At 69.4% G+C, this 14,907-nt stretch carries 16 protein-coding genes; 6 read left to right on the top strand and 10 right to left on the bottom strand.

The window, feature by feature from the left end; all coding sequences use genetic code 11:
* Positions 1 to 20: 20 nt before the first annotated feature.
* Together F784_RS25870 and F784_RS24365 are read left to right on the top strand one after the other, a co-directional pair.
* Positions 21 to 185, top strand: coding sequence for a hypothetical protein (locus F784_RS25870; RefSeq protein WP_019585175.1), 165 nt, complete (start codon positions 21 to 23; stop codon positions 183 to 185).
* Positions 186 to 226: 41 nt separating this feature from the next.
* On the top strand, positions 227 to 487 hold the full coding sequence (locus F784_RS24365; RefSeq protein ID WP_342662475.1) for a Uma2 family endonuclease: 261 nt from the start codon (positions 227 to 229) through the stop codon (positions 485 to 487).
* A gap of 204 nt (positions 488 to 691) precedes the next feature.
* Here F784_RS24365 and acnA read toward each other — a convergent pair whose 3' ends face one another.
* Complete coding sequence (gene acnA / locus F784_RS0102800; protein WP_019585177.1) at positions 692 to 3,412, bottom strand: aconitate hydratase AcnA; 2,721 nt, start codon at positions 3,410 to 3,412, stop codon at positions 692 to 694.
* A gap of 236 nt (positions 3,413 to 3,648) precedes the next feature.
* Between acnA and F784_RS0102805 the strand changes: the two genes are divergently transcribed.
* The gene (locus F784_RS0102805) at positions 3,649 to 4,632 is read left to right on the top strand and encodes a phosphotransferase enzyme family protein (RefSeq protein ID WP_019585178.1); all 984 of its coding nucleotides are present in this window, start codon (positions 3,649 to 3,651) and stop codon (positions 4,630 to 4,632) included.
* Positions 4,633 to 4,775: 143 nt separating this feature from the next.
* Positions 4,776 to 5,102: a hypothetical protein gene (locus F784_RS0102810; RefSeq protein ID WP_019585179.1), complete on the top strand. Its 327-nt coding sequence runs from the start codon at positions 4,776 to 4,778 to the stop codon at positions 5,100 to 5,102.
* A 63-nt stretch (positions 5,103 to 5,165) separates the two neighbouring features.
* Here F784_RS0102810 and F784_RS0102815 read toward each other — a convergent pair whose 3' ends face one another.
* The 6 genes from F784_RS0102815 to F784_RS0102840 form a co-directional block, all read right to left on the bottom strand.
* Complete coding sequence (locus F784_RS0102815) at positions 5,166 to 6,227, bottom strand: type III polyketide synthase (protein ID WP_019585180.1); 1,062 nt, start codon at positions 6,225 to 6,227, stop codon at positions 5,166 to 5,168.
* Between the two features lie 128 nt (positions 6,228 to 6,355).
* Positions 6,356 to 6,754: a cupin domain-containing protein gene (locus tag F784_RS0102820; RefSeq protein ID WP_019585181.1), complete on the bottom strand. Its 399-nt coding sequence runs from the start codon at positions 6,752 to 6,754 to the stop codon at positions 6,356 to 6,358.
* A complete protein-coding gene (locus F784_RS0102825) occupies positions 6,724 to 7,626 on the bottom strand; it encodes an aldo/keto reductase (protein ID WP_019585182.1) in 903 nt (300 codons plus the stop codon). The genes F784_RS0102820 and F784_RS0102825 overlap by 31 nt, the downstream gene beginning before the upstream one ends.
* Before the next feature lie 101 nt (positions 7,627 to 7,727).
* Complete coding sequence (locus tag F784_RS0102830) at positions 7,728 to 8,420, bottom strand: alkylmercury lyase family protein (protein WP_019585183.1); 693 nt, start codon at positions 8,418 to 8,420, stop codon at positions 7,728 to 7,730.
* Positions 8,421 to 8,507: 87 nt separating this feature from the next.
* Positions 8,508 to 9,353, bottom strand: coding sequence for a nitroreductase family protein (locus F784_RS0102835; RefSeq protein WP_019585184.1), 846 nt, complete (start codon positions 9,351 to 9,353; stop codon positions 8,508 to 8,510).
* A 42-nt stretch (positions 9,354 to 9,395) separates the two neighbouring features.
* Positions 9,396 to 9,719, bottom strand: a complete 324-nt coding sequence (locus F784_RS0102840) for a hypothetical protein (protein ID WP_019585185.1) — start codon at positions 9,717 to 9,719, stop codon at positions 9,396 to 9,398.
* Between the two features lie 66 nt (positions 9,720 to 9,785).
* Between F784_RS0102840 and F784_RS0102845 the strand changes: the two genes are divergently transcribed.
* A complete protein-coding gene (locus tag F784_RS0102845) occupies positions 9,786 to 10,250 on the top strand; it encodes a hypothetical protein (protein ID WP_019585186.1) in 465 nt (154 codons plus the stop codon).
* Positions 10,251 to 10,350: 100 nt separating this feature from the next.
* Here F784_RS0102845 and ndk read toward each other — a convergent pair whose 3' ends face one another.
* The 3 genes from ndk to F784_RS0102860 all read right to left on the bottom strand — a co-directional run bounded on the left by ndk (position 10,351) and on the right by F784_RS0102860 (position 13,794).
* Positions 10,351 to 10,767, bottom strand: coding sequence for a nucleoside-diphosphate kinase (ndk, locus tag F784_RS0102850; RefSeq protein WP_019585187.1), 417 nt, complete (start codon positions 10,765 to 10,767; stop codon positions 10,351 to 10,353).
* Between the two features lie 32 nt (positions 10,768 to 10,799).
* Positions 10,800 to 11,606 (bottom strand): MerR family transcriptional regulator, encoded by an 807-nt coding sequence (locus F784_RS0102855; RefSeq protein ID WP_083939125.1) that lies wholly within the window; start codon positions 11,604 to 11,606, stop codon positions 10,800 to 10,802.
* Between the two features lie 124 nt (positions 11,607 to 11,730).
* A complete protein-coding gene (locus tag F784_RS0102860) occupies positions 11,731 to 13,794 on the bottom strand; it encodes a M3 family metallopeptidase (RefSeq protein WP_019585189.1) in 2,064 nt (687 codons plus the stop codon).
* A gap of 99 nt (positions 13,795 to 13,893) precedes the next feature.
* On the opposite strand from F784_RS0102860, the gene F784_RS0102865 reads away from it, so the two are divergent.
* A complete protein-coding gene (locus F784_RS0102865) occupies positions 13,894 to 14,901 on the top strand; it encodes a GNAT family N-acetyltransferase (protein WP_019585190.1) in 1,008 nt (335 codons plus the stop codon).
* Positions 14,902 to 14,907 lie beyond the last annotated feature (6 nt).

The raw sequence follows: 14,907 nt of genomic DNA on the forward strand, positions 1-14,907 counted from the left end.
TGGGTGCGCACCATGAGGGCATGAGCGACCCGGCCCTCCGGAAAATCAGCGAGGAGGAGGACCTGCGAACGAAGGAGTTGAGCCCGCTGCGGCGGGAGTACGTGGACGGTTTCGTCTACGCCCACACCGGGGCGAGCCTGCCGCACAACCGCATCTCCTCCAACATCGCGGGCGGGTGCTCCTGAACGCCACGCACCCCGGCCCCCGCTGGTCCTGCACCAGCGATATGAAGGTTCGCGTGAATCGTCTGGGGCAGCTTCGCTACTACTCCCCCGATCTCGTCGTGGTCCGCGAGCCGCACGAGGACCTGAGGCAGGCCGAAACTCGCCCCTGCCTCATCGTGGAAATCCTGAGTGAGTCCATCCGGCAGGTGGACCTGACTTACAAGGCGCACGATTACCTGAGCCTGCTCAGCCTGCAAGGCTACCTGCTGGTGGACAGCGAGGAGCGAGCCGCCGAGCTGTACCGCCGAACGCCCAACGGGTGACAGGTGGAGACGGTGGAGGACAGGATGCGGCTGCCGTGCCTGGACGTGGAGTTGGGGTTGGACGAGGTGTACGAGGGGGTGGGACTGTAGCAGCACACCCCACCCACCCGAGGATTGGAGTGCGTTCGCCACCGTGCAGCCGAGAGGCAAAAGGAGGGGGCAGACCCACCGCTGGGCCTGCCCCTCTTCCTGACGTTTCCAGGCTTATGCCTTCGCGCCCGCTTCCTGCCCGCTGCGCGCCAGAATTCCGCGCAGCACGGTCTGGAGGATGCCGCCGTTCTTGTAGTAGTCGATCTCGACCGGCGTGTCGATGCGGCACTGGACAGTGATGTCGCGGCTCTGACCGTCCTTCGTCACGCGCAGGGTCACGTCCTGGCGGGGCTTCAGGTCGGGCGGCAGGATCAGGTCGAAGGTCTCATCGCCCTGGATGCCGTGCGAGTCGGCACTCTCGCCGTTCTTGAACTGGAGGGGCAGCACGCCCATGCCGACGAGGTTGGAGCGGTGGATGCGCTCGAACGACTCGGCGATCACAGCCTTCACGCCCAGCAGGAAGGTGCCCTTGGCGGCCCAGTCCCGGCTGGAGCCCATGCCATAGTCCTTACCCGCGAAGACCAGGAGCGGGATGTTCTGCGCCTTGTAGTTCTGGGCGGCGTCGAAGATGGTGCTGACCTGCCCGGTCGTGAAGTCAGTGGTGAAGCCGCCTTCAGTGCCGGGGGCGAGCTGGTTCTTCAGGCGGATGTTGGCGAAAGTGCCGCGCGTCATGATGCGGTCGTTGCCGCGGCGCGAGCCGTAGGAGTTGAAGTCTTTCGGAGCAATGCCGCGCTCCAGCAGGTACTTGCCCGCGGGGGTGTCCGACTTGAAGGACCCGGCCGGGCTGATGTGGTCGGTCGTCACGGAGTCGCCGACCTTCACGAGCACCCGGGCACCCTCGATGGAGCTGACCGTCTCGCTCGGCCCGCCCGCCAGGTTCTCGAAGAAGGGCGGGTTCTGGATGTAGGTCGAGTCGGGGTTCCAGTTGTAGAGCGCGCCCTCGGAGACGGGAATGGCGTTCCAGTCGGCGTTGCTCTTCTCGATGCCGTCGTACACCCGCTTGAACATCTCGGCGTTGATCGCCTGGTCCATGATCTGCTGAATTTCGGCGTTGCTCGGCCAGAGGTCACGCAGGTACACGGGCTGCCCGTCGCTGCCGGTCGCGATGGGATCGTTGACGATGTCGTTCACGACCGTCCCGGCGAGCGCGTAGGCCACGACGAGCGGCGGCGAGGCGAGGTAGTTCGCGCGGATGTGCGGGTTCACGCGGCCCTCGAAGTTGCGGTTGCCCGAGAGGACCGAGGCCACCACGAGGTCCCCCTCCTGAATTGCCTGCACCACGGGTTCGGGCAGCGGGCCGGAATTGCCGATGCAGGTCATGCAGCCGTAGCCCACCGTGTTGAAGCCGATCTGGTCGAGGTACTCCTGAAGCCCCGCGTTCTCCAGATACTCCGTCACGACCTTGGAGCCGGGGGCAAGGGAGGTCTTGACCCACGCCCTGGGCTTCAGGCCGCGCTCGACGGCCTTCTTGGCGACGAGGCCCGCCGCGATCAGCACGCTGGGGTTGCTCGTGTTCGTGCAGGAGGTGATTGACGCCAGCGTCACGGCGCCGTGGCCGATTCGGATGTCGGTGCCGCCGATGGTGCCCTGCGCGTCCAGTTGCTCGGGCTTCAGCTCGAAGCCGCGCTGCTTGACGGGGGCGGTCAGCGCCTCGTTGAACACGGTGTGCATGTCCGCGAGGTTCACCCGGTCCTGGGGCCGCTTGGGCCCGGCGAGGCTGGGCACGATGGTCGAGAGGTCGAGTTCGATGGTGTCGGTGAAGACGGGGTCGGGCGTCTCGTCGGTGCGGAACATGCCCTGCGCCTTGTAGTACGCCTCGACGAGTTCGATCTCATCCTCCAGGCGGCCGGTGCGGCGCAGGTAGCGCAGCGCCTCGTCGTCCACTGGGAAGAAGCCCATCGTGGCGCCGTACTCGGGGGCCATGTTGGCGATGGTCGCGCGGTCGGGCAGGGTCATGTTGCTCAGGCCCGCCCCGTAGAACTCGACGAACTTGCCCACCACGCCCTTCTCGCGCAGCATCTGGGTAATGCGGAGGGCGAGGTCGGTCGCGGTCGCCCCCTCGGGCATGGCACCCGTGATCTTGAAGCCGATCACCTCGGGCATCAGCATGTAGATGGGCTGACCCAGCATGACGGCCTCGGCCTCGATGCCGCCGACGCCCCAGCCCACGATGCCCAGGCCGTTGATCATGGTGGTGTGGCTGTCGGTGCCCACCAGCGAGTCGGGGTACACGACCACGCCGTCGTCCTCGGGGCGGCTCTGCACCCCCTTGGCGAGGTATTCCAGGTTGACCTGGTGGATGATGCCGCTGGCCGGGGGCACCACGCCGAAGTTGTCGAAGGCCTGCTGGCCCCATCTGAGGAACTCGTAGCGCTCGCGGTTGCGCTCGAACTCCAGCGCCATGTTGTTGGCGAGGGCGAACTCGGTGCCGAACTCGTCCACCTGCACCGAGTGGTCGATCACGAGGTCCACCGGGATCAGCGGGTTGATCTTCTCGGGGTCGCCGCCCAGCGCCACCATCGCGCTCCGCATCGCCGCGAGGTCCACGACGGCGGGGACGCCCGTGAAGTCCTGCAGGATCACGCGGGCGGGCTTGAAGGGGATCTCGACCTCCTCGTTGACGGGCTTCCAGCCCGCGACCGCCGTCACGTCCTCGCGGCGCACGTCGTAGTCGTTCGCCTCGCGCAGCACGCTCTCCAGCAGCACCTTGACGCTGAAGGGCAGCTTGGAGATGTCGTGCCCCTGCTCCTGGAGCCTACCCAGGTTGTAGTAGTACAGAGTCTGTCCAGCCTTGGTGGTGAGCACGTCGCGCGCACCAAACAGATTCATCGCCATTTTCGGGTTCCTCCTTGCCCCTGCGGGCGGGGTCGATGCCCACATGATAAGCCGCGGGGCACCAGGCGCACCCCGTTACTGTCACAGGCACGCTGTTACCACTTTGGGGACTACAAGAGTACGTCGCATCACGGCCCGGCGGGCGACCCCCGGCTTTGGGTCATTCCTTCACCCCTCACCACACCGTAGATGATCTGGCGCTTTCGGCTCCTCAGGGGACCTCCTAGACTTCCGGCATGTCCTCACCAGGCAGCTCGTCCACCGCCCACTCGACTGAGCAGGACGGAATCGCCCGGCGGGTCCTGGGCCGCTACGGCCATGCAGACGCCAGCATCACATGGGTTGGGCAGAGCGACACCACCGTCTACCGGGTGCACACCCCTTCCGGCGAACATCTCGCGCTGCGGCTGCACACGGCGGCCCGCCACGGCAGGCAGGCCCTGGCCTCGGAACTACGCTGGCTGGACCAACTCGCCCGCGTCGCGCGTCTCCCCGTGCCGCAGCCGCAGCCCGTGCGGAGAGAGCCGGACGTGTGGGTCATGGAGGAACGAACGGGTGAGGGCATGGTCCTTCTCTGCACCCTGCTGTCATGGCTGGACGGCGAGGCCCTTCCGGGCGCCTTCAGCCCCGAGCAAGCGGGGCAGGCCGGGGAACTCTTGGCGCACCTGCATACGCACTCGTCCGACTTCCTACCCCCAGGGGACTTCGAGCGGCCCAGATACGACGCGCCGTACTTCCTGGCCTGCTGGGCAGACCTGCGGCGGTCGTTGGGACCGGAGCACCTCACCGCCGAGCGGAGCGCTGCCCTGAGTGCTGACCTGGAGCGGCTGGCGGCCTCTCTGGGGAGGATGGAGGCCGTTCCCGGCGGGTTCGGGCTCATCCACGCTGATGCCCACCCCGGCAATTTCTTGCAGTCGGAAGGAGGCCTCCGTCTGCTCGACTTCGACCGCTGCGGCTGGGGGCCGTTCCTGCTCGACGTGGCGGGGGCCACCCTCGACCTTGAGGTGCCCGAGCGTGAGGTCTTTCTGGCCGCCTACACGCGGGTGCGCCCGTTGCCCCCGGGCCACGAGGCGCCCCTGAGGGCGCTCAAGGTTCTGGCGGCGGTGGAGAATCTCGCCTTCCTGGCGAGGCGACCTCACGAACTCCCGTTTGTGGTGGAGGCGCTGGATGTGGTCGAGGCGATGATGGCGTCACCGGACCACGCCTCTCCACCCCGGTAAACCTCCTTCACGGTTGGAGGTCTGTCGCTGGGAGGGCCCCGGGACGTGGTCCGACCTCTCCCCCGCCCTTTTCAGGTACGCTAGTCCTGAACCAGCCGTTCGCCCCCACCCCGACGCGCCGCCCGGCGCAGAGAGGAGCCGACATGAGCGCAGGCGACCCCACCCGAGGAACCGGCCCCCAGGACAACGTGCCGCAGGAGCAGGTGCAGACGAACCCCAACTGGGACACGGGCGGCGAGAAGACGCCCAGCCGGGACCAGGAGGACCGCTACTGGGATCAGGTGGACGACGAGAACCGCGAGGCGGGCGAGAACACGCCGACGACGGGCCTCCCCGATGCCCCGAAGCCCAGCGCAGTGGGCCAGCATGACCGCAATCCCAGCACGTATGGAGGGATGGAACACGGTCAGCCCCCCAGCGGGGCCACGACGAACCCCGAGGAGACGGTGGACGCCAACGAGAAGATGTGAGCGCGGCGAAAAGAGGGGGCGGGAGGAATCAGTTTCTTCCGCCCCCTCCCCTGTTCCTGGACTTCAGTCGTTCACGAACTCGATGAGCACGTGTTCGGCGCTGAAGCCCGGACCCATCGCGCTCAGAAGGCCGCGCCCGAGGGGCTGGTCCCGCAGCACCTCCTCCAGCACGAACAGCACGGTCACGCTGCTCATGTTGCCGTGGTCGGACAGGACCCGGCGGCTGGCATCCAGGGCGCCCTCCGGCAAGCCCAGCGCCTCCTCGTAGGCGGCGAGCACCTTCACGCCGCCGGGATGCACCACGAAGGCGCGCACGTCGTCCGACGACCAGCCGCGCGAGGCGAGGGCCTGGGCGACGTTCTCCTGCATCATGGAGCGCACCAGGGTGGGGATGTCGCGGGAAAAGCGCACCTTGAGGCCGTTGTCGATCACGTCCCAGCCCATGATGTCCTCGGAGTCCTCGATCAGGGTGGAGTAGCCCCCGTGCAGGGCGAGCAGGGGCGGGGGGCCGGGCACGTCAGGCGCGGTGACGACCAGCGCCGCTCCGCCGTCCGAGAAGAGGGCGGTGCCCACGAAGTTGCTCTTGGACTCGTCGCCCTTGATCAGCGTCAGGCTGCAAAACTCGACGGCGACGTACAGCACGCGGCGAAAACCCGCCCGAACGAGGTCGGCGGCCCGCGCCAGCCCCGCCGCACCGCCCGCGCAGCCCAGGCCCCAGACCGGCAGCCGGGCCGCGTGACGATTGAGGCCCAGCGTCTCGATCAGGTAGGCGTCGAGGCTGGGGGCGCTGATCCCGCTGGTGTTCACGACGACGACGGCGTCGATCTCGTGGGGGGCGAGTTCGGCCCGCTCCAGCGCCTCGCGGGCCAGGCGGAGGGTCAGCGCACGGGCCTCCTCCACGAAGACGGCGTTCTTCTCGCCGAAGCCCCGCTCCTGGGTGTACCACTCCAGCGGGCGCGAGAGCGAGCGCGTCTCGATCTGGGCGTTGTCGAAGACGCCGAGCATCCCCGCGCGGGCGGCCATGCGCGGAAAGGCTTGCCGGGCCGCCTCGCGCACCTCGGCCTGCGGGGTGCGGTGGGGCGGGTTCCCGGTGACGAGGGACCGCACGACGGGGGCAGGGAACATGCGGCATTTTCTCGTGTGCCCCTGCGCCCACCGTGGGTTCCCCCACCGTGGACCTGACCGGTTCTTCACGTTCGGAAGGGCCAAGAAAGGGTGAAGGCCGCGCCGCCCCCACCCCTTTTGTCAGTGAATTACAGCCGCTCCAGCGTCTCCCGCGTGCGTTCGTTCCGCGCCTCGCCCGTGTTCAGGGTCGAGGCGGGCTCGAACAGCACGACCCAGACCTCCTCCGTTTCCGCGACGGGCAGGTGCTCCACCCCGCGCGGCACGACCTGGAATTCACCCTCGCCCAGCAGCACGTCGCGGTCCCGGAAGCGCAGTCGGAGCCTCCCCCGAATCACCCAGAACAGCTCGTCCTCGTGCTCGTGTTGGTGCCAGATGAATTCGCCCCGCAGCCGGGCGACCTTCACCTGCTGGCCGTTCAGCTCGGCGACGATGCGGGGATTCCAGGCGTCGTCAAAGAGGGCGAACTTCCCCGCGACGTTCACCGGCTCCGGGATGGTCAGTCCCTCCCCTCCTGCTTGCGGTTCCATTCTTCCCTCCCCACCGCGTCGAGCGCGCGGAAATCCTCGTCGGAGAGCTGCAGGCCCGCGGCGGCCACGTTTTCCTCCAGGTGCCGCACCTTGCCCGTGCCGGGGATGGGCAGCATGACCGGGCTGCGCCGCAGCACCCAGGCGAGCGCGACCTGCGAGGGGGTGGCGTTCAAGCGCCGCGCGACCTCGCCCAGGACGCTGCCCTCGCGGGCGAGGCTCCCCGCCGCGAGGGGATACCAGGGAATGAACCCGATCCCCTCGCGCCCGCAGTGGTCGAGCACGTCCTCCGACTTGCGGTTCACCAGGTTGTAGAGGTTCTGCACGGTGGCGACCGGAAAGACGCGGCGGGCGGCCTCGATATCCTCGACGTTCACCTCGCTCAGGCCCGCAAGGCGGATCACGCCCCGGTCGATCAGCTCGCGGACGGCACCAAATTGCTCGTCGCGCGGCACCGCAGGGTCGATGCGGTGCAGTTGCCACAGGTCGATACGCTCGACCCCCAGGCGGCGGCGGGAGATGTACGCCTGCTGAATCAGGTACTCCGGGCGGCCGCATGGGGGCCACACGTTCGGCCCCGTACGCGTCAGGCCGCCCTTGGTGGCGATCACGACCGCGTCGTAGGGGTGCAGCGCCTCGCGGATGAGTTCCTCGCTCACGGCCGGGCCGTAGGAGTCGGCGGTGTCGATAAAGTTGACGCCCAGTTCCGGCAGGCGGCGCAGGGTCGCCAGCGCGCCCTGGCGGTCGGCGGGGTCCCCCCAGATGCCGTCGCCGGTGACCCGCATGGCCCCGAAGCCCAGGCGGTTCACAGTCAGCTCCCCGCCAAGGCGGAAGGTGCCGCTCTGGGCGGCGTTCAGCGTGGTGGTGTTGGTCATGTCCTCTCCTCCACCCGGCATTCTGAGGGGCGAGGTGTGAGGGAAAGGTGGGGAGACCAAGAGAGCGTGGGGCGCCATCAGGTCCGCGTCTCCGCCTCCCGTCAAAAGCGCTCGCTGGACCGGGGCAGGTCCCAGGTAGGCCCCCGAAAGCCGAAGCGTTCGAAGATCTCCCGCGCCTCCTCCGTGGTCCACTTGTGCCAGTCCTCGTCCAGGTGTCGCCCGTACCACACCCGCGCAAAGTCGTACACCCGCTGGACGGGCTGGGCATCGCCGCGCGGCAGCGCGTGGCGCCCGGCCCAGGCGTCGATCTCCGCCTCGTTCCCGAAAAGCAGCATGGTCGTGCAGGTGAAGATGACGTTGTCCCACGCGCGGGCCATCGGGACGGGAAAGTGAACCCAGAGGTTCTCCCGCACGCGGTGATCGTCCACATGAACGGTCACCGGCTGCCCTTCCGCACCCAGGGTCGTCCGGATCGTCACGCCGTTTCCGCCCAGCAGGGCCGCCACTCCCAGGGAACACCACGCGCAGTTGCCCCACCAGATTCGGTCACCCTGCCCGACCGCGAAGGGCGTGGGGGCCGTGGAAAACGGGTGGATGACCCACACCTCGGGGACATGCGGATGCAGCACGACCCCGTGGTAGGCCTGAAGGTCCCGGAGGGCCTGGGCCATCACCTCGCCGTCCACGCCGAACCGCTCGGCGAGCCAGGCCCCCGCGGGGGCAAATCCCTGGTCGACCAGATGGCGAAGGATGGCGTGATGAAGCGCGGCGTGGGTGAGCACGGAGGCGGTCATGTCCTACTGTGCCATAGCCGGATGCGGGGAACATCTGGCCCGCCCCACCGCCATTCCGCCTCCCCTGGCCGGGGTCTTCCCGGGCTCTTAGCCCCCTTCCTCCGGCACCTCGCACGTCTCGCGGAAGACGAACTGCGGGAGCCGCTTGCGGTGGCGGCTGCTCCAGTCGATGGAGGGCCGCCTCTCGTCCCGCGGTAGATAGCCCAGGCGAAACACGGCCATGAGTTCCAGGTCCCCCGGCACCCGCAGCAGTTCCCGGATCGCCTGCCACTGCCGCGGAAGCTCCATCGGCGTGCTGACGAACTGGATGCCCATGCCCAGCGCCCCCACCGCGTTCCAGATGTTCTCGACCGCCGCGCCCAGGCCGAACACCGAGTAAAAGCCGCTGAGTTCGCCCGGGCGGTACTCCGTCTTGTCGAGCAGCGCCGCCAGCAGCAGGGGGCTGCCCGCCACCAACTTGCGGTTGTCCTCGCCCAGTTTTTTGGGCACGCCGAGCTGCCGCATCAGCTTCAGGCCCATGTCGGAGAAGACCTGACGGGTGAAGGGCCGCAGCGGCCCCGGCAGGTGGTCGATGTGGATGCCGTCGCGCCGCTCCTCCATCTCGGCCTCCGAGAAGCGGAAGTAGCGGCGGTAGCGCTCGAAGAACACGCCCGCCTCGATGAGCTCGGTCATGCTCTCGCCCGAGATGTCCGCAACCTTGGAAATCGTCCCCGGGTCCTCAATCAGCACGAACCGCCACGGCTGGCTGTTGAAGTGGCTGGGGGCCGCCTGCGCCACCCGCATCAGCAGGTGCTGGTGCTCGCGGCTGACCGGGTCGGGGCGAAAGGGGCCGTTGGTGGTGCGCCGGGCGAGCATGCCCTCGATCAGCCGCACGGGGGGCAGATCGGGGCCGGGCGGGGCGGCCCCAGGCCGGGAGACGGACGAGGAGGTCATTGCCCCCAGGCTAGCGCGCCCAAGCTCGGCAGCTGTCCCGGCTCACCACGCGCCCCAGGCCCCCAGGCCAAAAGCCGCCGCACAGACGAGCGCCAACCGCCAGTGCGCCGCGCGCCCCGGCTGGGTGCGCGGCATGAGCAGCAGCAGCCCCAGCGTGGGCAGCAGCGCCCAGCCCCTCGTCCCGGCCCGCAGGCTGAGGAACGCCGCCAGCCCGACCATGACGCACACCGCGAAGAACAGCGCGTGGTGCGTCACCCGGGGAATGCCCCGCCGCCCCCGTTGCAGGCTCAGGCCCAGCGCGAGCAGCGCCGTCAGCAGCGCGGCGGCCAGCAGCAGGGCGAGGCGGTGGGCGTCCATCGCCGCCATGCTCGCACACCGGCCAGCCCCCCGCCGGGACGTTCTCCCGTGTGGGGGCGGCGTATCCTGCGGCCCATGCCCCGCCTGCCCGCCGTTCTCACCCTCGCCGCCCTGCTCTGCGTGGGAGCGACCGCGTGTGGCCCGAAGGAGCAGGTCGACCTGACGGCCCGGGTGCTGTTCACCGCCAACGGCAGCTACGACGCCCAAGCCGATATCCGCGACCGGATCGGCGGCGTCCTGCGGCGGGTCGTCTGGACCACGCGGCCCCCGTTGGGGGCCCGCGCTGTCACCGTGCGGTTCGACGGCAACGCCCGTTCCACGATCTGGGAGATGGAGATACAGGCCCCCGGCTTCAACGCGGCGGACCTCGCGGGGGAGGAGGCCCGAATCGTCAGGACGCCGAAGGGGGAGGCCGTCCATCCGACCTCGGGCCGCCTCGCGGACGTGCTGATCCTTCCCACGCCGGACGGGCTGCGCCTGCTGAGCCGCGGGTACGTGGCCGAGCAGGAACCGGCGCTGTATTCCGCCTTCGGACAGTGAGGGAGGCGGCCTGCCGCCCACTTTCAACAGCCCGCGAAAAAGGCTGCCCCGGCCTGAGCCGGGGCACCTGCCATCTGTTCCGGTTGCTGGAGTTGGCCGCTTACGCGAGCAGTTCGCCCTCGCCGAAGAACAGCGCCAGCTCGCGGGCCGCGCTCTCGGGCGAGTCGCTGCCGTGGGTCACGTTCTCGCCGGTCGTGGTGGCGAAGTCGGCGCGGATGCTGCCGGGAGCGGCGTTGGCGGGGTTGGTGGCTCCCATCATCGCGCGCCAGCCCGCGATGGCGTTCTCGCCCTCCAGCGCGATGGCGACGACCGGGCCGCCCGTGATGAAGTCGACGAGTTCCCCGAAGAAGGGGCGCTCGCGGTGCTCGCCGTAGTGGGTCTCGGCCACATCGCGGGGAATCAGCATCTGCTTCAGGCCGACCACGCGGTAGCCCTTGCGCTGGATGCGGGCGAGAATCTCGGGGGTCAGGCCGCGGCGCACGCCGTCGGGCTTGATCATGGCAAAGGTGCGTTCCATACCGCCCGCGAGGATAGCAGGGCGAGAGGCCCTCAGACCCGCCGGACCGGAATCTGCAACTCGGTCACCTGCCCCGCCTCATCCGTGCTCTGCTGGAGGTACACCTCGCGCACGGGTCCGGCGGAGACGAAGCCCTCCCGCGCCATCCAGGCGAGGAGGGCGGCGTAGGGCTCACCCAACCGTTCATAGCTGCCCGTGTGAACGGTGGAGGCGACCTGGGTGGCGGGCAGTTCGGTGCGGTGAACCCTCCCACCCGGGAGGCCGGACTCCGGCACCTCGCCCTCGAAGCCCTCAGCCACCTCCAGCTCGATCTGCTCCTCGCTCTGATAGCCCCCGCCGTGCCAGACCACGGCGCAGGGCTGGACGCACCGCAGTCCTGTCGACTCGAAGGCGCGCCCCAGCTCCCCGAACAGCTCTCCCATCGGGGCGGCGACGTGGCGGTAGTCGGGGGCCAGGCCCCGAGCGGCAAGGACGGGGTAGGCCGGAAGATCCTTGAGTTCGACCTGATAATGTTCCATACGTCGCTCCTGGCACAGCACCTCGTCGAGGCGCCGGATCTGCCCGTCGAGCGCGTCGCGCTGGGCCAGCAACTCGGCGCGGCGGCGGGCGAGGAGGGTGGTGGAGGGCAACCCGTCCGGGACCCGCCCGATCTCGTCGAGCGTGAGCCCCAGGGTCTTGAGGGCGAGGATGCGCCTCAGGCGCGCGAGTTGCGCGGGCGCGTACAGGCGGTGGCCGCTTTCCGTCGTGAGGGCGGGCTTGAGGAGGCCGAGGTCATCGTAATGGTGCAGCGTGCGGACGCTGACCCCGGCCATGCGTGCCAATTCTCCGATTCTGAACATACCTTCCCCGCGCAGGGACCCTCATCCTGACGCCTCACGCGACGTTAGGATCAAGGGGGACACCGGACTCCCGGGCATGACGAACCCGGCCCCCAGCTCCAGGAGGGCCGGGCCTCGTTTCGCCTTACGCCTCTACAAGCCCGCTGCGCCGCAGCAGCGCCTCGGCGTCGGGGTCGCGGCCCATGAAGTCACGGTAGAGCTGGGCGGCCTCGGCGCTGTTGCCGCGGCTGAGGATGGTGTCCACGTAGGCGCGGCCCGTCTCGCGGTTGAAGATGCCCTCCTGCGCGAAGCGGGAGAAGGCGTCGGCGTCCAGGACCTCGGCCCACTTGTAGGAGTAGTACCCGGCGCCGTACCCGACCGGGCTGGAGAACAGGTGGCCGAACTGCGCGATGCGGGCGTAGTCCCCGGGCAGCGGGTAGGGGTAGAAGCGGCCCATCACCTCGCGCGCCACGCGGATGGGGTCGGCGTCCGGCGCGTCGGGGTCGAACTCGACGTGCAGTTCCAGGTCCACCGTGCCGAAGGAGAGCTGGCGCATGGTGGCGTTCGCCGCGCGGTAGTTGCGAGCGGCGACCATGCGGTCAAACAGCTCGTCCGGCAGCCGCTCGCCCGTCTGGTAGTGCCGGGCGAAGAGGTCCAGGGCCTCCCGCTCCATCACCCAGTTCTCCATGATCTGCGAGGGCAGCTCTACGAAGTCCCAGGCGACGCGGGTGCCGCTGAGGCTGCGGACGGGCACGCGGGAGAGCGCGTGGTGCAGCAGGTGGCCGAACTCGTGGAAGACGGTTTCGACCTCGCGCAGGGAGAGCAGCGCGGGGTTGTTCCCGGAGGGGGGCGTCATGTTGCCGCACATCAGGCCGAGGTGGGGCTCGACCCCACGCTCACGCGGGCCGCCCGTCACGAAGGCGTTCATCCACGCGCCCGCCCGCTTGGTGTCGCGCGGGAACCAGTCGGTGTAGAAGGAGGCGACGTGCGTGCCCCCCTCATCGAGGATGTCGTAGTAACGGACCTCGGGGTGCCAGCCGGGGGCCTCGCCCTGGCGCACCGTGATCCCGAACACCCGGTTCACGAGCTCGAAGAGGCCCGCGAGCACCCGGTCGAGCTCGAAGTAGGGGCGCAGGGCCTCCTCGTCGAAGTCGTACTTGGCCTGGCGCTGCTTCTCGGCCCAGTAGCCGACGTCCCAGGCCTCCAGGGCGGGCGCGTCCTGTCCGGATTGATCGCGGTAGAAGGCTTGCAGCTCGGCGTTCTCGCGTTCGAAGAAGGGGCGCACGCGGGCTTCGAGGTCGCGCTCGAAGGTCAGCGCCCGCTCGCCGCCGCCCGCCATGCGGTCCTCCAGCACGTAGTCGGCGAAGTCGCGGAAGCCCAGGATGCGGGCCTGCTCGCGCCGCAGTTTCAGGATCTCCAGCACCAGGGGCCGGTTGTCGCGCCCCGGCTGCGAGCCCACCGAATTCTGCGCGAGCCAGAGTTCGCGGCGCAGTTCGCGGTCGTCGGCGTAGGTCAGGACGGGTTCGACGACGGGCTGGTGCAGCGTCAGGCGGTGGCCTTCCGGATGCCCGTGCGCCTGGGCGTCGAGCCGGGTGGCCTCGCGCACCCGCTCGGGCACACCCGCGAGCCGCGACTCGGGCACGATGAGTTCGTAAGCGGCGGTCGCGTCGAGAACGTTCTTGGCGAAGTCGTTCGTGACCTGCGCGAGGCGGGTGTTGACCTCCAGCAGCCGGGCCTTCTGGTCTTCCGGAAGATCGGCGCCCTCGCGGCGGAACTCGTCGATGGTGAGTTTGAGGTGCCTGGCGCGCACCGGGTCGAGCGTCCGCCCCGCCTCCGTCTCGGCAAAGCCCTTCAGCGCCGCCCACAGGCCGGGGTGGAGGCTGAGCTGGGTGTAGAACTCGGTGACCTTGGGCAGGATCGCGCGCTTGGCCGCCTGCCACTCGGGGCTGGTCACCACGCCGTCGAGGTGCCCCACAATCACGCGCACCGTGTCAAGCTGCTCGGTCAACGTGTCGAGGTCGGCCATGAAATCCGCGTAGTCCCGCTCGCCCGCCCGGGCCAGGGTCTCCAGGCGTTCCTGCGTCTGCGCGAGCAACGCGTCGACAGCGGGTTCCGCGTGTTCAGGCCGAATCTGGTCGAAGGGAATGCGAAAGCCGACGTTCAGAAGAGGATTGTCACTCCGAACGGGCGCAGGGGGCGCTTGCGTCATGGGGGCGAGTATAGAGAGCCCTGGATGAGACGGGACCGGAATGGTGGCTGGGCTAAACGGCGGATTGTGCCGCCCGGGGAGGCTGTGCTGTCCTGCCACATGGACGAGCGACAGCAGGTTCTTCCGCCCGGCGTGGTCCTCCACCGGGCGACGCCCGCCGACCTTCCGACCGTCGCGGCGTTCCTGACCCTGGCGCACCCCGAGTCCCCGGTCGCCCCCGAGGAGTTGGAGGCGCAGGACGCCCGCCGCCTGCCCGGCGAGCCGCACGTCCGCACCCTCGCCGTGCGGGAGGGCGGCCTCGTCGGTCTGGCCGAGACCGGCGTGCCCCGGATGGACAGCCACGACGGCTGGCTGGACGTGACCGTAAGGACGCTGCCCGAACTCGCCGGGGGCCCCCTCGCGCAGGCACTTCTCGCCCACGCCGAGGAGTATGCCCTCGCGCACGGCGCCCACACCCTGGTTACCCGTGTGCGCGAGGACTGGTGGGAAAAGTCCTTCTACGAGGCGCGCGGGTATACCGAACACGACCGCATGTGGGTCAGCACGCTCGACCTGCGGACGCTCGACCCCGCCCGGTTCGCCGGGCTGGAGGAGCGGGTGAGGGCGGCGGGCGTGCGAATCGCACCACTGAGTGAACTGGTGAGCGACCTCGGCGAGGCCGCGCAGCGCCAGCTCTACGCCCTGGTCGCCGCCCTGCTCCGCGACGTGCCCACGACCACGCCGGTCAGCGTGTGGCCGTTCGAGGTCTGGCAGCGCCGAGTGCCCGACCGGATCAACCCGCAAGGTTTATTTCTCGCCGTGGCCCCCGATGGCGAGTGGGTGGGGCTGAGCGAGCTGTACCTCCCCATCGCCACACGCCCGGGGACGCTGCACAACGGCCTGACAGGCGTCCTCCCAGCGTGGCGCGGGTGCGGCCTAGCCCTCGCCCTGAAGCTGGCCGCTGCCCGGGCGGGGCTCGCCCGGGGATTCACCCACTCCCGGACCAGCAACCACGCCATCAACCTCCCCATGCTCGCGGTCAACGAGCGGCTGGGCTTCGTGCGCGAGGCCGCGCTGGTGATGCTGACGCGGGAGGTCAGTGATTCGCGGCAGGCGGGGGGAGGCTGATCCCGG

It is taken from the genome of Deinococcus apachensis DSM 19763 (genome assembly GCF_000381345.1).
Lineage (GTDB): Bacteria > Deinococcota > Deinococci > Deinococcales > Deinococcaceae > Deinococcus > Deinococcus apachensis.